Below are 23,500 nucleotides of genomic sequence, written 5' to 3'. Positions count from 1 at the left end.
GCGAGGAAATATGGATGTCAACTCTCTTGTACATTACTGCCCATCCGCATGATCATCAAACCTCTTTCAGTATGGCTGCCGGGAAAGCTTTCATTGAGGCTTACAAGCAAAGCCATGCATCTGACGAAATCATTCATCTCGATCTGTACCGTTCCAACATTCCACATATTGATGCGGATGTATTCAGCGGGTGGGGCAAGCTTCAGGCTGGCGGAGACCTGACCTCTGAGGAGCAGGCCAAAGTTCAGCGTCTGAACGAGCTTTCGGACCAGTTTGCGAGTGCAGATAAATACGTATTTGTTACGCCGCTGTGGAATTTCTCATTCCCGCCTGTATTGAAAGCCTACATTGATTCCATCTGTGTAGCAGGCAAAACGTTTCGTTATACAGAGCAGGGCCCCATCGGTTTGCTCACAGACAAAAAGGCACTGCACATCCAGGCACGAGGTGGCGTTTACTCGGAGGGTCCTGCAGCCGAGATGGAATCCGGGCATCGTTATCTAAGCATTATCATGTCATTTCTGGGCGTGCCGAAGCTGGATGGCATTTTTGTGGAAGGTCATAACCAGTACAAGGATCGTGCAGAGGAAATCAAGCAAAAAGGAATCGAAGAAGCACAGCGTTTTGCCAAGCAGTTTTAGGGCTTGTCTGAAAACTCTGAAGGCGGCAGATTTTGCTGAATTTTCGTTCCAAGCCAGGAAGTTTTCCGCAGGCGTGCCGGGGCATGTCAAGGGAAAGTGACGCAGCAGGGGGCGAAAAGGCGGTAAAAGATGCACTTCAGTAGGTCTCAAGACACGTCCGAATCCGCTGAAAAAACAAATAAAACCCGCACCACTTCCTCGAGTATAAACTCAAGGCGGGTGCGGGTTGTTTAGCTTAGACAAACGTTATCGTTTTGGCGTTCCTGCGCTGGCACGGCTCATCGTTTCGAGCTTGCGAGTGATCGCATGCCGATCTATTTTCAGCCCCCAGATCAGTTCAATGATCTGTTCCTTGTCCTCAGGAGAATCTGTATGTTTCAGCTGCATCAACAAATCGTGCATCTGCTCATTAATATCCTCGAATTGATTCCAGAGATCCTGACGCACCTCGGTGGAATCTACGTGATGGTTGGAATCGACTTCTTCCTTCAAGGCTTGCAGGATGGAGTCCTTCCACTCCTCATCACCTAACTGCTTTGCAATATTCAGGAGATCCAGATAATCGTCAACAAGAAGTGAGTTCAATTCAGCATATGTTTTCATCGTTTATTGCATCCCCTTTTCGTTCTATTTACCCAGTATTATACTCGGTATTTCAGGTTATGCAATAGTTGTCGAGAAAAAGGTTAAAACCTGACTTGATCATGTCACATTCTGACGAACCGGATTTCCTACTGCAATCGCTTGTACGCATTCAGTATGTCTCAATATGAACGGTGAAATGAACTGATCAGGACTTGAGCTGCTGTAATAATTGCACGCGGTAGGCTTCACTTTCAAGAGACTGAATCTCTTTGTATCGCTCGGCAGTCAGAACCTTGGGTTCTCCCGCAGCCTTTGCAATCATATATACCTTGGCACTTTCTTCAACCACTTGTGTGCGGTAATATGCTTCTCGCAGATTTTTGCCTGTCGTCACCAGACCGTGATTGACAAGGATAAGGGCTGTGTGCTCCGTTACTTTGGCAGCTACGGCATCCGCCAGAAGCTTGGTTGTGGGCAATACGTAAGGTACAAATCCGATATCTCCAACCAGTGCTGACTGGTCAGGGAACAAATGCGGCAGGCTGTCATAGACAAGACTTAATGCAATCGTATATGCGGGATGCGTGTGCACAATGGCCTGAATATCGGGATTCACACGATAGCTGAACAGATGCATCAGCACTTCAGAAGAGGGACGTGTGGCCCCTGCACGTGTCTCTCCTGTCTCTATATCAATGGCAATCCATTCATCCGGCTCCAGCTCCTCCAGCGCGAAGCCGCTCGGTGACAAGAGCATGGTGCCATCTGAGCGCGCGCTAATGTTCCCACCTGGACCAACAACCAGTCCTTGAGCTACCGCCTTACGGGCGTATTTGGTCAATTCCTCTCGCACCTGTTGTTCTGACATGCTTCTCTACCACTCCTTTATCTGTTTCTTTTACTCCTTCTGTCTTACAGTTTCATGGCATTAAGGTTGCTCCTGTTTCAACCCATTTAATTGCTGATACGTCCCATACGCCTCCTGCCAGCCATCCTGCTGCTCAGGCGTGTAGATGTCAGGTTCAAAAGAACACCCTGCAATTTCATGTGCATCTGACAAGCTGTCTAGTTCACCAAGTGCAACATACTGCATCAGGCAGTTACCTGCTGCAGATGCTTCAACGGGCCCAGCGATTACCGGGACTCCAGCCGCATTCGCTGTAAACTGGCATAACAAGCGATTCTTCACCCCACCTCCAACCATGTGAATAACCGGAGGTTTATTGCCTGTAATCTGCTCAAGTTCATCCAGTGTCTGCCTGAACTCCAGTGCGAGACTTTCCAATATACAGCGCACGATCGCTCCGACACTATCAGGCACCTTCTGGCTGGTACTTTGGCAGTGCTGGCGAATTCGCTGCGGCATATCACCAGGACTCATGAACACCTCGTCTCCAGGCGGTACAAATGATTGATGCGGACGCGCCAGGGAAGCAAGCTGAATAAGCTCTTCATGGGAATAGACCCGATTTTCCCGCTGCCACTGGCGTTTACATTCCTGCAGCAGCCAGAGACCTGAACGGTTTTTGAGCGTCCTCACCTTGCCGCTTACCGTTCCCTCATTAGTAAATCCAAGCTTACGGCTCAGATCACTCAACACCGGGCCATCCCGTTCAATGCCCATCAGAGACCATGTGCCGCAGCTGATAAAAGCATATTCAGATGCAGTTGCAGGGATGGCTGCAAGTGCTGAAGCTGTATCATGTGATCCTGCGGAAACAACGTGCATCGGACCACTACGCAGCTCTTGAAGCAGATCGCTGTTTAATGCACCAAGCACGGTGCCTGGCTGAACAAGCTTCGGGAACAAGCTATGCGGCAGACCCAGACGGCTCATCAATGCTTCATTCCATCTTGCTTCCCCGGTATGAAGCAAACCGCTTGTGCTTGCAATCGTATACTCACAAGCCTGTTCACCTGATAGATAGTAGTGGAACAAGTCCGGCATGAATAACAAACGCGTGCCAGCATCGACATCCGCTGTCCGTTCTCGAAAATCACCAAAGAGCTGGAATAACGTATTAATCTGTTGAGGCAGTACCCCGGACATGGAATATAGCTCCTGCTCACTCACTACAGAAAGCACATCTTTCATCCATTCCCCATGGCGTGCATCCCGGTAATGACGCGGATTAGCAAGTAATCTGCCGTTGCCATCGATCAGTCCGTAATCTACGCCCCACGTATCAACTGCAATAGAATGTATGGCAGAGGATAAACCGGCAGTGCCTTTCATCATGCCCTGCTTCAGCTCATGAAATAAAAGCGGGAAGTCCCAATATAATTCCGTTCGAAGCTGTACAGGATCATTAGGAAAGCGATGAACTTCTTGCAGTGTCAGCTTGCGTCCCTCCAGTGCTCCCCGAACCACCCGTCCGCTTCCGGCGCCGAAATCGGCAGCAAGCACATACGCAGCGTTAGCCTGATTTCCCATAGAATGCTCCCTTCGGTCAGCGTCTTAACGATACAGCGGGCCAAATACATGACAAGCGCGATAATCCGCACTTTCCGGCTCACTTGTGCCAAACATGCCCCAAGCACGCGGACGGAAAATGTCTTCTTCAGGCACATTGTGCATATTGACCGGAATACGTAATATGGAGGCGAGAGTAATCAGGTCCGCACCGATGTGTCCATACGAGATCGAACCGTGGTTCGCCCCCCATTGGTTCATCACCTCGTATACTGAAGTAAAGGCTCCTGAGCCCGTCAGTATCGGAGCAAACCAGGTGGATGGCCATGTGGGATCAGTCCGCTGATCCAATGTGTCATGCACATGCTCAGGCAAGTCCACTGTGTAGCCTTGAGCCAGCTGCAGCACTGGGCCTAACCCTTTCACCAGATTCAAGCGGGTCATCGTTACCGGCATTCCGCCTTTGGTGAGAAAGTCCGCCGAATAGCCCCCGCCCCGAAAATACTCAACGGAAGCAGGTCTCCATGAAGTCGCTTTCAGACAATTCTGCACTTCCTCGTCCGTAATTTCCCAAAAAGGCTTGAGCACAGGCTTGCCATCCCGTGTTTGCTCTCCCGTACCGTCGAGCGCAGCAGAGCCTGAGTTAATCAGATGCAAAATACCTGCCGCGGCCTGCCCCTCCAGCTGATGTCCTGTCACACGTTTCACGGATTCAGGGCTCCAATACGTACGTACATCGGCGAAGATCTGCGCGGTATGTGTCAGTAAAGAACCAAACAGCATAGAGACACCGTTCAGACTGTCATTCTCCGTAGCTACCAGATATGGCGCACGTTTACCGTTCCAGTCAAAGGAGGAGTTCAGCATGGACTCCAGAAAATCCCCATTGGGTGCATGATCCGTCCACTGCCGCTGCCCCTGAAACCCGGATACAATCGCATGATGTCCCATGGCTTCCTCTTCAAACCCGAGAGCAGCGAGCTTAGGATTACCTGCCATCAGATCACGTACAATCTGAGTCATTTTAACCACCGTTTCCCACTCGGCATCTTTGCGCTTCCGTTCACTTTGAAGATGCTCCGGGTTGTTATCCGGGCCCTCACTGCAATTTTCCTTTACCCAGGCGAGTGCAAGCTTGTATTCCTCAGGATCATAGATTCCCTCTTCCATCCGACGCGTCAATTCGCTCATATCCACGTATTCATTCCGCATGCCCAGATATTCCTGGAAAAAAGAATCATTCACGATGGAGCCTGCAATCCCCATCGACACCGAGCCTATAGATAGATATGCTTGCCCCTTCATCATGGCCGCCGCAAGACCTGCACGACTGAAACGAAGCAGCTTCTCACGCACATCGTCTGGAATCGTAGAATCGCCCCCATCCTGCACCTCTTCACCATAGATGCCGAACGCAGGAATACCTTTCTGAGCGTGTGCAGAGAGCACTGCCGCCAAATATACAGCTCCTGGACGCTCCGTACCGTTAAAACCCCAGATCGCCGTAGGAACTGAAGGTGACATATCCATCGTTTCTGTACCATAACACCAGCATGGCGTTACCGTAATCGTTACACCTACATTGGAACGACTGAACAAGGCTGCTGCTTGCGCTGCTTCCGCAACGCCTCCGATACAGCTCTCGGCAACGATACATTGTACTGGAGAACCATCTGGATAACGAAGCTCTGTTGAGATCAGCTCAGCTACCGACGTAGCCATGCGCATCGTTTGTTCTTCCAGTGACTCGCGCACCCCTTTGCGTCTGCCATCTATCGTGGGACGAATACCAATTTTAGGAAAATCCTGTTTGTAACGGTAATCCTGTTGAGTCATGGTCATGCGAGAACGTCCTCCTTTTAGTGCATTTCAATAAATGCATATGGATTTGAGAATATTCTGACTGAATACGAGGTCGAGGTCGGATTTGAGGAAAATTGCTTGTTTCATACCGGAAAAATGCGGCTGCCGATAACCTTCCGTTTTTTGAATGCGTTTACATTATGTTAAAAAATAAACCACTCTCATGACTTCATCATTTAATGTCATTCGCTGTACCTTAGTCGGACAAGGGAACATACATGAAAACGAACGAGAGCGGTTCTTCTGTCTAATTCATTTATTCCGTTTAGGGTTATCGGTAACCCTAACATAGCATGCGCATATCTTGCTGTCAATCCACATTATCCTATAAAATGAAAAGACTACACTGCGGAAAGGTCAGATTTCATGTGATTACTATTTATGATATTGCCAAAAAAGCCAACGTCTCCGCGATGACCGTCTCCAAAGTGATTAATCGCACCGGGCGTATTAGTACAGCTACGCGGGAGCGAGTGCAGCAGGTGATCGATGAGCTTGGGTATATCCCTAACTCCAATGCGCGGAGTCTTGTGCTTCAGCGAACACAGATGCTTTCTTTACTTATTACGGACATTACCAACCCTTTCTATACCACGCTCGCACGCGGAGCGGAAGATGCGGCACATCTGCGTGGATACCGTGTTTTATTCGGCAACAGTGACGAGGACTATCACAAAGAGAAGGAGTATGTGGAAGCTATTCTATCGACACGGGTAGATGGTGTGCTCTTTGCTCCAGCAGGTGATCGCTCTATTACCCATTTGCAGCAGCTGCAGGCGCGAAACATTCCATTTGTTTTTCTGGATCGGACAGTACCTAGTATTCATTCCGATGTCATTGCCGGAGACAGCCGTCAAGGCGCTCTGGAGCTTATGCGTTATCTAATTAAGCTGGGACATCAGCACATCGCGCTGGTGAACGGTTCATCCGAGGTGTCCACAGCCAGATTACGTGAAGAGGGATATGTAGAGGGGCTTCGTGAAGCCGGAATTGCTCCCGATCCTTCGCTCGTGCTTCGTACCAGCTATCGGGATTTCAGTGATGATGAGGGGTTGGAACGTCTGGTTTCCCGCCCGCAGCAGCCTACAGCTGTCTTTGCAGCCAATAACATGCTCGCGATTGGAGTTATTCGTTTGCTGCGCAAGCGCGGACTTCGAGTGCCGGAGGATATTTCCGTCGTATGCTTTGATGATCTTGATCTGGCGTCGGCCTTTGATCCCTTCTTAACGGTCATTGCACAGCCTGCCTACGAATTCGGTTATCAAGGGATGCAGATGCTGATTGATCGTATCGAAGGAAAATTACCTCCAGACCCTCAGACGATCATTTTACCTTCGGAGATGCGAATACGCGCTTCTGCTGCGACTCCCGCCCCTGACTGATGTTTACCGCAACCATCTTCCCGCTGCATACATAAGAAAAACAGGATGTCCCTGAGAGCAATTCTCTGGTTCATCCTGCATCTTGCTTCCGTACTTTATTTCTCGGATTGTAGAGCCAGCGCAACCTCTCGCACAAGACCCGGGAACCAGTTCATGAGCGCTTCAAACGTATACCCCGCCTGCTCCGCTTTTGAAGTATCCATTGTCCAGGACTGCTCTACTCCAAAGGGTGACATGTCCTCGTCCACCGTCTGCTTCAAAATCTGCGACTGCATCCCCGTCACGGTTTCGATAAGATGCATCATAGCTGTGAGAGTAATGGAGCCCTTGGATGCTGCATTCACTGGACCTGTCAGCGACACCTGACCAAGCCAGGCCAGAAAGCGAGCTGCTTCCGTGGAATGAATGAAGCCAATCTCGGCTTCGGGATTTGGCATGCCGATCGGTTTGCCTTTTTGCACATGTTTAATATGAAAATGAAGTCTTCTTGTGTAATCGTCTATTCCAAGTACAATTGGAATTCGCATCGCCGCTACCGGGAAGGATGCCGTTTGGAAGAACACAGCCTCTGCAAGCCGTTTGCCCTCACCATAACTGAAATCCTCCTTGCCGCCATACTGCAGCGGGTACGTATACGGATCAAAATCCGTTTCCACAAATCCTGGTCTGGGTTCCCCGTATACAGACAGCGTAGATGTCAGCACATATCGCTGCGTACGTCCGGCAAATGCTTCACAAGCAGCCTTCGCTTCATTCGGGGAATAACAGATATTATCATAAACAACATCCCATTGATCAGACTGCGCGGCCTCTGCGACAGATTGGGGGTCTTCCCGGTCCATGCGAATTCGCTTCACTTCCTCGCCAAAATCCACTTCAGTCTGGCCGCGTGTCGCGACCGTGATCTCCGATTTCCCTTCCCATAACAGATGATCCACCAATCTTTTGCCAAAAAAACGCGTACCACCAAGGACAAGCACCTTTTTCATCCGGTTTCCCTCCAATGCTAATCTAGTGTGACATCTTCTGAATACGAAGCATGGTATGTGCATTCCGCTGGAATTCGTATGACGTCTTGGCTTCGGATACTATATATCCTCTTTTTTCCAAAAGTGACTTCAATTCATCCATATATTCATAACGCTTGCCTGACAAGTCTACGGTCGGAAAAACACGCACCTCATGTCGGGTTACACGCAGCATTTCCAGCAGTGTCTGCATATGAAAATCAACATCCAGCCGATCCGCGTAGGTAAACAGGAAATGCGCAGATAAGGTTAAATCAAACTGTTCATCAGCAAACGGAAGTTCAGGCAATACAGCTGCTGTATACCCGCCCGGATATTGTCTCATGTCCGCAACACAATCTGTAATAGCACGCAGCCGCTCTTCCTTCAAGCCCTGAATCGAACCGAACCGATCCCAGACATATGCCCCCTGCGCAGCCTGCATCTGCTTCATCGTATGTTCAATGTCCTGCAGCCCTTTGGCGTTCAGCTCATTCGTGTCGAACTGATACACGATATCGGCTGCCACAGGACGTGCGCCGCGCTTCCGAGCCTGACTGCTAAAGGAACATGCACCCCCGGGACAATCGAGAATGTGCTTGCCTGAAAGCTCCTGCTCTGTCAATTGAAACATGCTCATATACTCTTCGTACGTTCTTCCGATAAACACAATCTGTGCCAGTTCGAGGCTGCTCTCTTCTCTGCTCTGCTGATCGTTCATACTTCTCTGCTCATCTCTACTCATCTCTCTGTCATCCTCTCACTGTCCATTAATCGTTAGGGAAAACAAGACCAATCTGCTGCCTGATTTGATCCATTACCTGCATCGTTTGGTAAGATCGTTCATAGGTGTTCATGGCAGATTCTTTCTTTCCTTGCTGTACCAGATTAACAAACTCCTCCATCTCATAATACATCACAGGATTTTGCTGCTCTACGGTCAATGGCTCGACCGTCCCGTCATTATAACGAATCTCAGCGTGTTCAGGCGCACCGATCTTGTCAATCAGGATACTGCCTCTTTCTCCGATGATCTCGCTTGGTGCATGCGAATTAGCGATTTTGGAGTATGTTACCACCGCTTCCATTCCGTCATAATTCAGCAGCACGCTGCCCTGCCCGTCAACACCGGATTCCAGCATGGTGGCTTGTGATTGAACCTGCTTTGGCGCACCAAACAACGTAATGAGCGGGTATAAACAATATACGCCCAGGTCCATCAAAGCTCCATTTGCCAGCTCAGGCTTGAAGGCGTTAAGCACGATGCCCTCCTTGTACTTGTCATAACGCGAGGAATATTGCGAATAACCCGCTATGTATTTGCGAACAGGGCCGATTTTATGCAAATGCTGCTGCACACTTTTAAACACCGGAACAAGCGTTGACTTCATGGCCTCCATCAAAAGAACGTCATGCTTCCGTGCTGTCTCAATCATACGACTCACTTCAGTACGATTAGCCGCCAGCGGCTTCTCACACAATACATGCTTGCCATTTCTCAGGAACAATTCGGCCTGCTGTGCATGCAGTGTATTTGGCGTGGCAATATATACTGCATCCAGCGTATCGCTCGCCGCCATTTCCTCCAGAGCCGTGAAGCGATGGGCTGCATCATACCGATCCGCAAACGCGTTCGCTTTCTCCTCTGTTCTCGAGTATACCGCTGTAAGCTGGAAACCTTGAACCTGTACTGCTGACTCTAGCAGCTTTTCCGTAATCATATTCGTACCTACGACCCCGAATCGAACCATACCGATCTACCTCTTTCCTTATGACTGATATTTGTTAGATATTAAATGTGTTAAAACATTGGAGTAATTCTTATTACACAACCTGTCTCTCTATTGTAACGTATAATACCATTGGAATGAAGAAAGAGCTCGTTGCGTTAATGAAAAAGAAATTAATGTGATTTTAAAAAAGAGCTAATTATGATTTTGAAAAAGAGATAACTTTAATAATTCAGAAAGATATGTTCATTGTGATAATCCAGAAAGATATGGTTAATATTGAAATCTTGCGATTTGATTCGAAATCTCGTGATTTTCTGATCGTCAGGGGTATAATTATAGCTGAGGTGATTCCATGAAACATACAGAGCAGCTTCATTCCCTGAAACAAACCATTCCTGAGGAGTATTGGAATGCAATAATCAAGAACGATTCTACGTACGATGGTACGTTTTTTTACGCGGTGCAAACGACCGGTATTTTCTGCCGTCCCTCGTGCAAGTCGAGACCGCCCAAATACGACAACGTGCTCATCTTTCCCTATGCAGAGCAAGCTTTGGCTCATCAGTTCAGACCGTGCAAGCGCTGCAAGCCAACTGGAGCACGAGTGCCAGACCAGGAATGGATCTATGGAGTTACCGATTATATTGACAAGCATTATACCGAAGCGTTAACGCTGGATGTGCTGGCTGCCGTTAGTCACGGGAGTCCATATCACCTGCATCGGGTGTTCAAACGCATTACAGGACAAACCCCGGTTCAATATATACAAGCCAAACGAGTAACCAAGGCTCAGGAACTGCTGAAACAAACCCATTTAACGGTAAGCGAGATCGGACGCCAGGTAGGCATATCCAACGCGGCTTATTTCGTTTCCGTTTTTCGCAAGCATATCGGTTACACCCCTGCACATTACAGGGAAAAGCAAGGCAGCAGCTTATGACCGTTCAATTGAACTATAAATTCCCCAAAACTTTATTAAACAAAGGCAGCGGCTTCCTGTCCGGCTACACCCACACCTTGAATCCGTACACTGGCTGTTCCTTTGCATGCTCTTACTGCTACGTCAGACAGATGCCTGTCTCCTTATTTCGCAAGGAAGACTGGGGAAGCTGGGTGGATGTGAAAAAAGAAGCCGCCGGCATTCTCGCCAAGGAACTGCAGCGTGCCCGTAAGAAAGGTAAAGTGACCATTTTCATGTCGTCCAGCACCGACCCGTATCAACCCGTCGAAGCTCGCGAACGGATTACCCGTTCCTTGCTCGAAACGATGCTGCTGCACCCGCCCGATTTCGTGCTGGTACAGACTCGAAGTCCACTTGTCACCCGTGATATCGATCTCCTCCAGCAGCTTGGTGATCGGGTGCGCGTGAGCATGACAGTGGAGACGGATCAAGATTACATTCGCAAGCACTTTACACCCGCCGCACCGCCCCTTGCAGGTCGATTGCATGCACTCAAGCAATTGCGGGATGCCGGCATTCAAGCGCAGGTGGCCATTGCACCTGTTCTGCCAAGCAGTGATCAGTTTGCTGTTACGTTAAGACCGCTCGTTGACCGTGTCTGCATTGATGATTATTTTATGGGAGATGGCAGTGAAGGCAAGCGCACGCGGAGACTGGGAATGGAGCAGCTTTACCAGGAGATTGGACTGGAGCAATGGGTTCAGCCCGGGGCGTATAAACGCGTTGCAGAACAGATGAGGACGCAGTTTGCCGAGCATGAAATTTATATTAGCCAGGCGGGATTTGAGCCATGAGATTGATGCGCACTCTGCATACAGATCAACATAGAGCTCTTTCCACTCTTGATCATACCAGAAATAGCAAAAAAACAGCCTCCTTCCGTTCATCAGGAAAGAGGCTGTTTCTTCGTTGGTAAAACAGGCTATATACTTTATACTTCACTTCACTTAAAGCTTCCCTGTACTTTACTTCACATTCCTTACGGTGCCTTACATTAATACAAACAATTCGTCACAAGTCTTAATACGTTTAAATTATTTGTCCAATGTATACAGTGGAAGATTAACAGGCAGAGCCGCTGGACGCTCGCATGTGCTCTTCATCGCGTAGAAGGTCTGCTCATCTGAAGAATCATGGAACGCCCACATCGCTTCGAGCACATGATAGGCCAGCTCACCGCTGGCCCGGTGTGCACGTCCACTCTGCACCGCATAAGCCATATCTGCGACGCCGATGCCGCGTGTATTTTGCTGATATCCCGGGAGCAGCGGAGCTTCTGTCCATTCGTGCTCGCCCATCAAACGGTATCGTACCGGGCCGCCAAAGGTGTTCGGATCAGGCACCTGTAGTGTGCCATGTGTGCCGTAAATCTCAATCGGAGGCAGTGCACTTCCACCAAACACATCAAAGCTTGTAATGAGCGTACCGATCGCTCCTTGCTCAAATTGCAGCAGACCGGTGACATGCGTCGGGATGTCGACGGGTATGATCTGGCCCCTTTTTTTCTCACTGGTAATCATACGTTCATTCATCGCTTTCCCGGTCATTCCGGCAATAGATTTGATCGGTCCCAGCAGCTGCACAAGTGCAGTCAGATAATAAGGCCCCATATCAAACATAGGCCCGCCACCACTGGCGTAATAAAATTCAGGATCCGGATGCCAGAATTCATGTCCCCGGCTCATCATAAAGGCTGTTGCCGCTACCGGCTTGCCGATAATTCCATCCTCTACGAGCTGAAGTGCCGTCTGAATACCTGAACCAAAGAACGTTTCAGGGGCACAGCCCACCAGAAGACCTTTACGTTTAGCTGTCTCCAGCACTGCCTGCCCTTCCTCACGAGTCACTGCAAGCGGCTTTTCAACATAAACGTGCTTGCCCGATTCCAATGCACGGATGCATACCTCTGCATGGACAGCAGGGATTGTCAGGTTGATAATCAGCTCAATCTCGGGGTCAGCGAACATTTCGTCTACAGTATATACATTGGGCACGTTGTAGGCTGCGGCCTGCTCCTCTGCGCGCTTCCGGTCCAGATCGGCTACAGCCACAAGCTCAAGCACCTCGAAACGGTGACAATTCTCCATGTAGATGCCGCTGATTTTACCACAGCCGATAATACCAACTTTCATTGTTTTCATACTCTTGCTCCCTTCGCCGTGGATCAAATATAGGGTAGTAAAATCCTGCATAAATATCTTTCAAGTCGGCAGATTTTAGTTCATCGTACACACTCAACTAGATATGAGATAGAAATATTCCAAACGTCAAACCTGCCAAGGTCTGATTACAGGTAAAATGTCAGCCTCAGGTTTGATTGTCAGCCATGCCTGTGTAAGCCTCAGCTGCACCTGTTGATCTGCTTTTCGCCAGCTCTTTGCCAGCTGCTGTCCAGAGGAAACCACTGCGCATCATCTCGGTTACCGGCTTCATATCTACGATATCCGCATGATGTCCGAGCGAGTTGTAGAATACACGCCCTGCGCCCCAGCGCTTCGTCCAGGCTACAGGCATATCAACTGGTCCGTTTGCTGCGTGAGGCCCTGATACGATCGGGAAGCGAGTGGTTGCCAGTACCTCCACAGCGGGATCAACATGCAGGTAATACTGCTCGCTTTTCACCTGGAAATCCTCGATATGATCAAAGAGCGGGCTGGAGCCGCGTTTGATATTGACCATGTACTCCACACCGTCATTCCCTGGATGAGCTACCCACTGTCCACCTGTCATAAACTGCCAGTCTACGTTCGTACGAAACGCATCACACATGCCGCCATGCAGCCCGGCAAGACCTACACCGCTCTGTACAGCCGCTGAAACGTTATTGACGAGCTCTTGCTCAATCTGTCCCATCGTCCATAGAGGTACAATGAGATCCAGACCGCGAAGCTTCTCTGCATCCGCATAGGACTCCAGCGTGTTGGAAACCTCAACCTCAAACTGCTCTTCCTTCAGGATACGTTCAAAAATGGCTGCTACCTGCTCCGGCTCATGTCCATCCCAGCCGCCCCATACAATCAATGCTTTCTTCATCGCTTGATCACTCGCTTTCGTTTCATTCAATTTGATTTGCGTCGTTCATTATTACATCTCTTCAAGCGGAACCCAGCGACGCTCAGCGACCGAGCGTTCTACCGCTTCCAGTACAGCTTGACACGCAACTCCATCATGGAAGCTTGGCGACGGCTGACGACCCTCGGAAATTGCCGTAACAAGCTCCAGCATCTCATGTGTAAAGGTGTGCTCAAAACCGATTGTGTGACCGGCAGGCCACCAGGCTTCGGCATATTTATGCGCAGGATCGGTAGCCAGTACGCGGCGGAAGCCCTGCACATCCTCATCATCCGTTGTGAAATACACTTCCAGCTCGTTCATCCGTTCAAAATCAAAACGCACACTGCCCAGGCTGCCGTTAATCTCAAAAGAATTCGTGCTGCGATGACCCGCCGCAAATCGTGTCGCTTCGAAGCTGCCGAGTGCTCCGCCCGCGAATCTTGCGAGGAATAGCGTAGCATCATCCACCGTTACTTCACCTTTCGGTGCATCTGCACTTGAACTGCCTTTTGCGCTTAGACCTGTCATCTCGGACGCAAGCGGACGTTCTTTGATGAACGTTTCACTCATGCCGATGACCTCCTGGAACTCGCCAACGAGGAAACGGGCCAGATCGATCAAATGTGCTCCAAGATCACCATGTGAGCCAGAGCCAGCGACTTCTTTTTGCAGACGCCATACGAGCGGGAAGTTCGGGTCCAGAATCCAGTCCTGAAGGAAAAACGCACGGAAATGATAGATTTTGCCCAAACGTCCGCTCTCGATCAGATCCTTTGCCAGCTGCACGGCTGGAGAGAAACGATAGTTGAAGCCGACCATATGAGTGATGCCCGCTTCTTCGGCGGCCTTCAGCATCTCACGGGAGTCAGCCAGCGAGAGCGCAAGCGGCTTCTCACAGAACAGATGCTTGCCTTGACAAGCAGCCTCAAGCGCAATCTCTTTATGAGCATCACTTGGAGCATTGATATCAATCAGGTCAATATCATCCCGTCTCACCAGTTCACGCCAATCCGTAACACTCTCGGACCATCCAAACTGACTTGCCGCCGCCTGCACGCCCTGCTCATTGCGCCCGCAGATGACAGACATTTCGGGCTGCAGTGGAGCAGAGGGGAAAAACATCGGTAAACTGCGATATGCATTGCTATGGGCCTTCCCCATAAACTTGTATCCAACCATTCCTACACGAAGACGTTTTGACATGAACATTTCCTCCTCAGATAAAATATATAAAATCAATCTCATATCTACATCACGTTTCGACTGGATGAGGCTCGAACAATCAATTCAGTTGGCAGAAGTGTCCTTGGAGACTGCAATGCTCCAGCAGGATGCATCAATTTGGAGACTGCAATCTCGCCCATCTCGAAAAAGGGAACTCGTACACTGCTTAGTGCCGGAACGGCCATCTCGGCTGCATCGGAATCATCATAACCAACGAAGGCGGGGAAATCCTCGACCCGTACCCCCCGTTCACGCAAGCCATGCATCACTCCGATCGCCATCCGGTCATTCGCTGCAAAGACTGCATCAATCTCATGCAAGCGTTCAGCAATGATTGCTGCTGCCTCGATCCCGCTCCGTCTGCTGTAATTGCCTTCAAGCAGCAGACTCGGATCAAGCTCCATGCCAGCCTGCTGCAGACCCAGTCGTACACCTTCCATCCGTTCCTGACTGTTCGAGTAGCTGTCTGGTCCGTTCAGAAAAGCTATGCTGCGATAACCCTGATCGGTGAGATGACGTACAGCAAGACGGCTGCCCTCGATATGATCAGCATCCACTTCTGAGAATGACTCCCCTGCAAAATGCTGGTTCATCACGCAGAACGGATGTCCTTCCCGGTCCAGCTGCTGGATCGCAGCCAGCTCATCATGATCATGCCTTGCACCCAGAATGATACAAGCATCAATCTTCTGTCTTCGGAACAGATCGGTATAATTCATAACCTCACCCGGTGTTCGAAACATGACCAGCAGATCAAGACCGTTGTCTCGCGCTTTGCTTCCAATGCCGCTTAACATTTCCGAGAAAAAATAGGCCGAAAACAGATGTGCCTTAGGAACATAGGGCAGCACAACACCCAGATTACCGCTTTTGCTTCTGGCAAAGCTGCGGGCAAGTGCACTGGGCACATAACCTAAACGCTCGGAAGCTTCAAGCACCCTGCGGCGAGTCTCCTCCCTGATCGGTCCAACGCCGTTGAGAACCCTGGATACCGTTGCCTCGGATACCCCTGCAAGCTCAGCCACTTCTCTGCGAGAAGCCATGTCCTTCACCCCCTTCAGATGAATTGCGCAGTTATAATCAGCAGTATTTTAATTTATGTACGCGCGTACATTTTCTCATGGCATGTAACCGTTGTCAATGCAAAAACAACAAAAAAAGAATGAGGAATTCAGGATTAACCTTTTTCCTCATTCTTGATTTGTCTATGACCCAGTTCATAATGACTTCTATTATAAATGAAACTTTATTGTACAGATGAAGATAAAGTTTTATGCCTTTGCTGCAGCGCTAGGTTCCTTGGCGGACTGATTAAATTCGGCCTGCTCCTTATCCTTGCTAAGCTTGCGCACACGATCCGACGGTTCGGCCGAAGCTTGAAGCTTGCGAACTTTATGCAGGACCTCCTTGTTAGGTAAAAAGTGCTGGGACCGAATAAAACGAATGGTTTTGGTTTTGGCACGCATAACGATGGAATCCGTCTCTGCCCGGTCATCTGCAAGATAGCGCACTCCACCAAGGATCTCACCCGGTGTTACACCCGTAGCGGCAAAAATAACATCCTCTGTACCGATCATGTCCTCCATCGTTAACACCTTGTATGGATTGTCGATCCCCATCTGCAGGCAGCGCTGGAACTCATCTGCATTGGCAGGCATCAAACGACCTTGAATCTCGCCTCCCAGGCAGGATAAAGCTGCTGCTGCGAGCACCCCTTCAGGTGCTCCGCCTGATCCGACATACAGATCGATGCCCGCTTCGGGGAAAGCAGGAGCCATTGCTCCCGCAACGTCGCCATCACTAAGAAACTTGATCCGAACACCCACTTTGCGCAGTGTCTTGATCGTGCTCTCATGCCGTACACGGTCAAGTATCATGACTGTCAGATCGGATATATTTTTGTTCAGGGCGGCAGCAGCCTTTTCCAGCGTCACCTCAACCGGGTCTTCAATGCTGACCTTGCCCACAAGTGCAGGGCCAACAGCCAGCTTCTCCATATACATATCCGGAGCATGCAGCAGATTGCCTTTTCCCGCCACAGCAATGACTGACAACGCGTTATTCAGACCTTTGGCTACAATCTCTGTGCCCTCCAGAGGATCAACGGCCACGTCAACCTCCGGCCCTTCCGCATTGCCTACTTCCTCACCGATGTACAGCATCGGAGCTTCATCCATCTCGCCTTCCCCAATGACAACGGTTCCGCGAATAGACACGGAATCGAACATGGCCCGCATGGCCAAAGTAGCTGCCTCATCCGCACTGTTCTTGTCGCCTCTTCCCATCCACGGGGCTGAAGCTAATGCTGCCAATTCTGTTACTCGTACAATTTCCAACGCCAGTTCGCGTTCCATGCCTGCCACTTCCCTTCTGGTTTTTCACAGCATAACGTGAAGGGCAGCCGAAATCTATCGCAAATCCATATGAAATCAATCTATAATCAGCGCAGCGACAGTATTTTTCACTTCACTTTACTTATTTTAACATTTATTAATTTAACTTTTTTTCGGGTTCAAGACATTTCATTGCAGCTTGATTTTGTTCCTTTCCCCCCCCTTCAAACATTAATATTTTTTCCAATTTTTCTGGCTATTTTTGTGCCTTTTGTTCGGATGGCAACACTTCTCTCTTCAGTGAAGCACGAACTTCCTCTAACCTAAGCAGCATCACATTTTGCATTCATAATCAGAGCTTGGTCTGCCCGTATTTTGACAAAATCGAAAACGATTTTCGGGAATTCTCATCTGCTTCAATATGTGCTAATAAAATGGAAGTATCGAGTCACTTATGAGAGTAATCCAGCGGTATTCAAGTGACTGCAAAGAGATATATTTTAAAGTATTAATCAGGACTTTAGCCTTTGCTAATGTCATAGATACAGTCTATATTGGATATCGAAAAATATGAGTTTACATAATATTAATTACGTTATATTTTTTTTGAATGATCAAACCATAATTTTCTACAAATTTTATAATACATCTCATCCATCGATCTCATCCAGCTAAAAAAAGACCAAATCAGCTGCTTCACTGACTTGGTCTTCTATCTATTTCATGTTCATTAAGGTTCAATGCCCCACACTAACTGATCGTTTACATATCCGGTAACCTTATTATGGTCCGTATACTGACTCCCTGAAGCCATAAAGGAATAGTCATCTGCCTGATTGTAATTGGACCAGTTATTTTTGGAGAAACGTGCCTGAATCTCTGCACTCCCGCCAGGCTTCAACACTCCGGCACTGCTGGTGAAGCCCAGCTCCACATAAAAGTCAGCTCCGGCAGCCGGTGGTGTCATCTTCACAAATGTACTGGTGACATTGGCACTTCCAATACTCGACCAATCCGTCCATAAGGTCTGTGCTTCCTCACCATCAATCGTATAGTAGTACCGTACCTTCACATCGCTAAGCTGAATGTCTGTATCCCCGGAATTAATCAGCTTGAATTTGGGAGCAATACCATTGGTAGAGGCACTTGTATTGCCATTATACGCCTGAATCGTTAATTGTGGGTCCGTTGGTTCAACCACCGAACTATCCGTTACATTCAATTTGAGAACAGCAGCTTTCCCACCATCAAAATGAAAAGTCAGACTTGACTGGCCCACAGGCAAAGTGGACAGGTAAGACGAGTTAAAAACTACCGTTGATCCCGATGCTGTATAATCCTGGCCGGATACAAGATGCACACCGCCCTTTGAAATGTTCGTGAGCTGATGTCCGTTCAACGTAAGTGTAATCGTAATATCCTGACCAGCCCCTGCTGCTTTATCAAAGCTTGCACTCTCGGGTGAGATAGATGCACTCGGATTCGGCTGATTCACCTTCAGATCTGGCAGCTCATCCAGGGTAATCACATAGTCGCTCTGATAGAGCGTCTTCAGTGTAGCCGGATAATTGAACGCATCGCTCATCAGATGTTCGCCGTACCACGGACAGAAATAGAGCCAGCCCGCTTTTTCCTCCGTAAGATTCTTCACACTTGGAACCGTATCATTTTCTGTCATGGCCACCATCTTCTTGCCATTAGTCAGCTTCACCAGCTGATAGAAAATGGAAGATATCGCATCCTCATTCGGTACACCGGATAAACCGTCATACCGATTGTAGATCGTATTGTATTTGTCATAACCGACCAGATCCACCTGATCATCTCCCGGGTACCATGCTGGCGAAGTGCTGTATACGTAGCTGTTGTACGTCCAGATCAGATTGTGCAGATCGTAGGTTTCAGTCAGCTCCGTGTAGAGCATATCCCATAACTTTTTATAAACATCCGCTCCAGCAGAAGCCCACCAGAACCATGCGCCTTCTCCGTTCAAGCCTCCGTTCCCTTCTGCTTCATGATACGGACGGAAGATGACCGGCACATCGTTATCCTGTAAAATCTGCAGCTGCTCCGCCAGATCGGCAATCGTCATCATGACATATTGATATTCCTTTGTACCGGGAATAACCGCTTTGGCTGTATCAAAATTCGTTTCGGTCGGTTTATAGGTCGCCTCCTTCCAATCTACGAAATCGCCCAGCTGATACGTATTAAAGTTGCGTGGTACAGTAATATGCCAGGATGCCGTTGCAATACCACCACGGTTGTTAACCCAGTCAATCATCCGATTGGTGGTTCCGTCCTCCCAGCCGTAGAGCGGATTATAATTCAGGAAGTCGAATCCACGAATTGCGGGATATTTGCCCGTCAGATCATGTATCCATTCGAACTCCAGCTCAGCATTTCCGTCATTCCCTCCTCCATAGATCTCCTGTTGTCCCGAAATAATGTTGTGTCCGTATACCTCCGTCAAGTAGTTCATTAATATTTGCGTTTCCGGCGTAGCCTGAGGGTCGGTCAGTACAGGCTGCACATTCAGCGGATCAAGATCGGCATAATCCACCGTGAACATATCAAAATAAGCGTAGCCCCAGCCAGCCTTCAGCTGAATCGAGTTGTTACCCTTGTTCAATTTGTGAAAACCAAAATCATAATCCGACCATGTCGTCGTGTAAGGAAGCATATAGGAGCCTTTGGTCATTCCGTTTACCGCCAAATATTGCAGCCGACCATCCATGCTAAGCTCCTGCATATAACGTGTGGAGATGCTGTACATGCCTGTTTCCGGCACAGTCACGTTTAAAGTAATCGTTCCCGAGCCCTGCATCCAGACGAACCCGCTTCCTGAATATCCGGGCTTGGGCTGTCCATAAATCTCAGTAACCACTTGTAGTTCGGGGCTTAACTCTGCATCCTCGCCTTCAATGGTCAACAGCGGTGCATCCGCATGAGCTGTATCAGGTACTCCTAATGCAAGCAAACCTAGCAAGAGAGTACTCAGCAGCATAGCACCTGTCAGCATTACTACAGCTGTTCTCTGAAGCCTTTTCCTCCATCCCGTATTCATTCCGATCTTCATTTCCATCTCCCTTTCCCTTTGAAATGTGAGAGCGAAATGTGCATAAACCTGATCATGATGACGCTTTCAAAGTAAACATACCACGAGTGAGAAAAGTTGTAAATATATGGTTATTCCGATTTCGAAAACGATTTATTCTAACCAATGATCGTCCGCTTTTTCTCATCCTATGCCTCCAACGCAAAAAAATAATAAAGAATTTCTGCGTTTTGAGCTTGCTTTATCACTCCATTCGCAGAATATTCTCTATTATTCATAATATTACCATAATATATTTACTAGGGTGAAAAATGTAGTTATTTTACATTTGCATAATCAACAAGCAGATAGAGACGGCCTGGACTGCGTTGTTTCTGATTTTTTGATTAATTAGCAGACTCTATTGCCGTTTCTGTTGCCGTTGTGCCGCTTTTCTCTTTTCCACCATATCGCTCGCTTGCTTTGTTCACCGCTCTTATAATTCCACCATAGCCGGTGCAGCGGCAAAGGTTGCCGCATAATCCGTTTTCGATCTGCTCCTGAGTAGGGCTCGGGCACTCATCCAGCAGCGCTTTTGTTGAGATAATCATGCCAGGTGTGCAGTAACCACACTGGAATCCTCCCTCTTCTACAAAGGCTTGCTGAATGGGATGCAGCTCTCCCTCCTGCTCGCCGCCCAGCCCTTCGATCGTTGTAATTTCACCGCCATCACACTGATAAGCCATGACAAGACAGGCATTCACAGGCTCACCATTCAGCAGAATCATACATGCACCGCAACGTCCAACCTCACAGGACACTTTCGTGCCTGTCAGCTGTAATTCATTTCGCAACATATCGACAAGCCGGGTTCCGGGAGCTACAGACAGCTGTCTGGGATGTCCATTCACTACGGCGCTCCATTCCTGTTCAAGTGGCAGGTTTTTCATGATGGCCTCACTCCTTCCGGCAAAAAAACATTAAAGGCTCGGGTCAACTCTTCCCTCGGCACAGGAAGGCGGCTAACCCACACCCCTGTAGCCTGATGGATCGCTCCAGTAATCGCAGGAGCCAGCGCTACAGAACCAATCTCGCCAATACCCCTCGGTCCGAATGCATCACCTTCAGGCAAATCCTCAATGGCTTCTACTTCCAGATTTGTGTGAATGTCCTTGATGGTTGGAATTAAATACGTGTCCAGATTGCACGTCACATAGCGACCGTTCTGCATAACAGCATCCTCGGTCAGCGTAAATCCAAGAGCCATCACACTTCCGCCTTCAATCTGTCCTACGTACCCCATCGGGTTAATGACCGGGCCCGCAGCCACGATATGGCGTGTATCCAGAAGTCTGGTTTCTCCCGTCAGCATATTGACCTCCACCTCCGCGGCTACTGCGGCATACGTATAGAGGTAGTGACCGCCTACAACATGATCGGGTGTGGTCGGATATTGAAAGGTCGTATCAAATATCCAATCCTTCGCTTCACCACGACGCTGTACAAGCTCCGCATAAGCAGCCACCAAGCGGGAAGAAGACAAAGATGATGAATCCTGCCCTTTCGTCCATATCCCCCCGGGTCCAGTCATCAGATTATCGGCAGGAATACCTGAAATCTCGGAGGCCACAGCGAGCACCTTCGAACGGAAACCATGCTGCAGCCGTTGCAGAGCCATCCAGGCCATTGTTGTCGAACGGGAAGCCGTACTGGAGCCGCTATGAGGTACACGATCCGTATCTCCAATGACGATGCTCAGATCAGAGGTGTGGCACTGAAACAGGTCACAGAGCATGATCTCCAGCGTAGCAACGAGACCCTGCCCGAATTCTTCATAGCTGAACGCTACTTCGATCTTACCCTCTGCGTTCAAGGAAAGACGTCCCCCCGCCGGATCTGGAATACCATACCCCAGCCCTGCACCATGCATTGCGATGGCTGCCCCGACCCCACGTTTTATCCAGGGTGGACGTGACGTTTCCCCTTCGGGATGAAGATGCTTTTGCCATAGATCGGAGCGATCCAGCGCCTCCCACACTTGAGAAAGTCCATCCGTAGGCAGAATCTGCTGATTCAATGGCCCCGGATCATGCTTTTGCCGCAAATTACGTCTGCGAAATTCCCATGGGTCCATATTTATCATCTGTGCCAGCCGATCCATCTGTCCTTCCATTGCAAAGATCGCCTGATTGCCGCCAAAACCGCGAAATTCGCCTGATAACCCGTTATTGGTATAAACAGATACTCCCTCTACATCAACGTGCGGAATCACATATGGCCCCATGCAGTGTTCGGTACAGAAATTCAGCACAGGGGCTCCAAGGGTAGCATAGGCTCCCGTATCCGCTGTAATCCGAACACGGTGCGCCTGCAAAATGCCTTCCCGGCTTATGCCCGTCTGCATCTCGATCTTCATCGGATGGCGTTTCAAGCCGGCCCTTACCGATTCCTTACGGGAGTTATGCATCTTGACTGGACGACCGCATTTCAAAGCAAGCAGCGCCCCGTAAGGCTGCACATTCAGTTCATCCTTACCTCCAAATGAACCTCCAATAGGGGAAGATATGACCCGAATATGCTCCTCGGGACAGCCGATAATCCGGGCCAGCTGCATGCGGTCTTTATATCCATGCTGCGTAGCCGCATAGACATTCAAACGCCCCGCTTCATCTGGTACAAAAAGACCACCCTCTGTCTCCATATATGCATGCATCTGTCTTGGCGTATAATAGGTCTCTGTTACAACATAAGCACAAGAGGCAAAAGCTTGCTCGGCATCCCCCCGTTTAACCTCCGTTCGGTGCAGAACGTTGCCCGGGCCGTGCGGATGCAGCTCAGGCGCACCGGGAGCAAGTGCTGCATCCGTGCTGTCCAGCGGCTCAAGCTCTTCATATTGCACCCGAATGGCAGCCAGAGCCAGCATGGCCCGTTCGGGAGAATCGGCAGCAACAGCGGCAATGGCATCACCGACATACCGAACGAGATCCTCACAGAACACCGGCTGATCCGGTGTGGCGATGCCAAAACGGTTAAGCCCGGGCACATCCTTGGCTGTTAAGACGGCGTGCACACCTTCCATTGCTTCGGCTTCCGATGTATCGATGGACAGCAGCCTTGCATGCGGATAAGCACTCCGCAGCACTTTGCCATAAATCATATCAGGTGAGCTCATATCGGTCAGATACTGCAGCTGCCCCGTAACCTTCGGAGGGCCATCCGGCCGCAGGTGCCAACGTTTTCCACTCTGTTCTCGGTTAAGCAGCATGC

The 23,500-nt window shown here is 49.3% G+C and carries 19 protein-coding genes; 4 read left to right on the top strand and 15 right to left on the bottom strand.

Annotated elements, in window-relative coordinates; genetic code table 11:
• Positions 1 to 14: 14 nt before the first annotated feature.
• Positions 15 to 641, top strand: coding sequence for an FMN-dependent NADH-azoreductase (locus IEW26_RS07045; RefSeq protein WP_188591837.1), 627 nt, complete (start codon positions 15 to 17; stop codon positions 639 to 641).
• Between the two features lie 246 nt (positions 642 to 887).
• Here the strand turns inward: IEW26_RS07045 and IEW26_RS07040 are convergent, their stop codons facing one another.
• From IEW26_RS07040 to IEW26_RS07025, 4 genes are all read right to left on the bottom strand, one after another.
• Positions 888 to 1,244 carry a hypothetical protein gene (locus tag IEW26_RS07040; RefSeq protein WP_145402000.1) on the bottom strand — a complete coding sequence of 119 codons (357 nt, stop codon included), beginning with the start codon at positions 1,242 to 1,244 and terminating at the stop codon, positions 888 to 890.
• A gap of 187 nt (positions 1,245 to 1,431) precedes the next feature.
• A complete protein-coding gene (locus tag IEW26_RS07035) occupies positions 1,432 to 2,094 on the bottom strand; it encodes a class II aldolase/adducin family protein (RefSeq protein ID WP_188591836.1) in 663 nt (220 codons plus the stop codon).
• A gap of 60 nt (positions 2,095 to 2,154) precedes the next feature.
• Positions 2,155 to 3,660: a rhamnulokinase gene (locus IEW26_RS07030; RefSeq protein WP_188591835.1), complete on the bottom strand. Its 1,506-nt coding sequence runs from the start codon at positions 3,658 to 3,660 to the stop codon at positions 2,155 to 2,157.
• Between the two features lie 24 nt (positions 3,661 to 3,684).
• Complete coding sequence (locus IEW26_RS07025) at positions 3,685 to 5,475, bottom strand: L-fucose isomerase (RefSeq protein ID WP_373288453.1); 1,791 nt, start codon at positions 5,473 to 5,475, stop codon at positions 3,685 to 3,687.
• A gap of 395 nt (positions 5,476 to 5,870) precedes the next feature.
• Between IEW26_RS07025 and IEW26_RS07020 the strand changes: the two genes are divergently transcribed.
• Entirely contained in the window at positions 5,871 to 6,884 is a 1,014-nt protein-coding gene (locus IEW26_RS07020) for a LacI family DNA-binding transcriptional regulator (protein WP_188591833.1), read from the top strand.
• Between the two features lie 95 nt (positions 6,885 to 6,979).
• Here IEW26_RS07020 and IEW26_RS07015 read toward each other — a convergent pair whose 3' ends face one another.
• The 3 genes from IEW26_RS07015 to IEW26_RS07005 are packed head-to-tail and all read right to left on the bottom strand — an operon-like array spanning position 6,980 to position 9,642.
• Positions 6,980 to 7,873 (bottom strand): NAD-dependent epimerase/dehydratase family protein, encoded by an 894-nt coding sequence (locus tag IEW26_RS07015; RefSeq protein WP_188591832.1) that lies wholly within the window; start codon positions 7,871 to 7,873, stop codon positions 6,980 to 6,982.
• Positions 7,874 to 7,895: 22 nt separating this feature from the next.
• Positions 7,896 to 8,636 carry a class I SAM-dependent methyltransferase gene (locus tag IEW26_RS07010; protein ID WP_188591831.1) on the bottom strand — a complete coding sequence of 247 codons (741 nt, stop codon included), beginning with the start codon at positions 8,634 to 8,636 and terminating at the stop codon, positions 7,896 to 7,898.
• Positions 8,637 to 8,661: 25 nt separating this feature from the next.
• Positions 8,662 to 9,642, bottom strand: a complete 981-nt coding sequence (locus tag IEW26_RS07005) for a Gfo/Idh/MocA family protein (protein WP_188591830.1) — start codon at positions 9,640 to 9,642, stop codon at positions 8,662 to 8,664.
• Between the two features lie 334 nt (positions 9,643 to 9,976).
• Here IEW26_RS07005 and IEW26_RS07000 point away from each other — a divergent pair, with 334 nt between their 5' ends.
• Together IEW26_RS07000 and IEW26_RS06995 are read left to right on the top strand one after the other, a co-directional pair.
• Positions 9,977 to 10,564, top strand: a complete 588-nt coding sequence (locus tag IEW26_RS07000; protein ID WP_188591829.1) for a bifunctional transcriptional activator/DNA repair enzyme AdaA — start codon at positions 9,977 to 9,979, stop codon at positions 10,562 to 10,564.
• On the top strand, positions 10,561 to 11,379 hold the full coding sequence (locus IEW26_RS06995; protein ID WP_188591828.1) for an SPL family radical SAM protein: 819 nt from the start codon (positions 10,561 to 10,563) through the stop codon (positions 11,377 to 11,379). The genes IEW26_RS07000 and IEW26_RS06995 overlap by 4 nt, the downstream gene beginning before the upstream one ends.
• 240 nt (positions 11,380 to 11,619) lie before the next feature.
• On the opposite strand, the gene IEW26_RS06990 is transcribed toward IEW26_RS06995, so the two are convergent.
• The 8 genes from IEW26_RS06990 to pucD all read right to left on the bottom strand — a co-directional run bounded on the left by IEW26_RS06990 (position 11,620) and on the right by pucD (position 23,498).
• Complete coding sequence (locus IEW26_RS06990) at positions 11,620 to 12,726, bottom strand: Gfo/Idh/MocA family protein (RefSeq protein WP_111271688.1); 1,107 nt, start codon at positions 12,724 to 12,726, stop codon at positions 11,620 to 11,622.
• Between the two features lie 166 nt (positions 12,727 to 12,892).
• Positions 12,893 to 13,618 carry a ThuA domain-containing protein gene (locus tag IEW26_RS06985; RefSeq protein ID WP_145403655.1) on the bottom strand — a complete coding sequence of 242 codons (726 nt, stop codon included), beginning with the start codon at positions 13,616 to 13,618 and terminating at the stop codon, positions 12,893 to 12,895.
• Positions 13,619 to 13,669: 51 nt separating this feature from the next.
• The gene (locus IEW26_RS06980; RefSeq protein WP_188591827.1) at positions 13,670 to 14,842 is read right to left on the bottom strand and encodes a Gfo/Idh/MocA family protein; all 1,173 of its coding nucleotides are present in this window, start codon (positions 14,840 to 14,842) and stop codon (positions 13,670 to 13,672) included.
• Between the two features lie 44 nt (positions 14,843 to 14,886).
• Positions 14,887 to 15,906, bottom strand: coding sequence for a LacI family DNA-binding transcriptional regulator (locus tag IEW26_RS06975; RefSeq protein WP_145401989.1), 1,020 nt, complete (start codon positions 15,904 to 15,906; stop codon positions 14,887 to 14,889).
• A 228-nt stretch (positions 15,907 to 16,134) separates the two neighbouring features.
• Positions 16,135 to 17,217, bottom strand: a complete 1,083-nt coding sequence (gene glpX, locus IEW26_RS06970) for a class II fructose-bisphosphatase (RefSeq protein ID WP_188591826.1) — start codon at positions 17,215 to 17,217, stop codon at positions 16,135 to 16,137.
• Between the two features lie 709 nt (positions 17,218 to 17,926).
• Complete coding sequence (locus IEW26_RS06965) at positions 17,927 to 20,218, bottom strand: glycosyl hydrolase (RefSeq protein WP_188592370.1); 2,292 nt, start codon at positions 20,216 to 20,218, stop codon at positions 17,927 to 17,929.
• A gap of 422 nt (positions 20,219 to 20,640) precedes the next feature.
• On the bottom strand, positions 20,641 to 21,183 hold the full coding sequence (locus tag IEW26_RS06960; RefSeq protein WP_188591825.1) for a (2Fe-2S)-binding protein: 543 nt from the start codon (positions 21,181 to 21,183) through the stop codon (positions 20,641 to 20,643).
• Positions 21,180 to 23,498, bottom strand: a complete 2,319-nt coding sequence (gene pucD, locus IEW26_RS06955) for a xanthine dehydrogenase subunit D (protein WP_188591824.1) — start codon at positions 23,496 to 23,498, stop codon at positions 21,180 to 21,182. Before pucD ends, IEW26_RS06960 begins: the two co-directional genes overlap by 4 nt.
• Positions 23,499 to 23,500 lie beyond the last annotated feature (2 nt).

It is taken from the genome of Paenibacillus silvae, from assembly GCF_014639235.1.
Classification (GTDB): Bacteria; Bacillota; Bacilli; order Paenibacillales; family Paenibacillaceae; genus Paenibacillus; species Paenibacillus silvae.
Note: the sequence above shows the minus strand (reverse complement) of the source record. Positions and strands in the feature narration are given on the sequence as shown.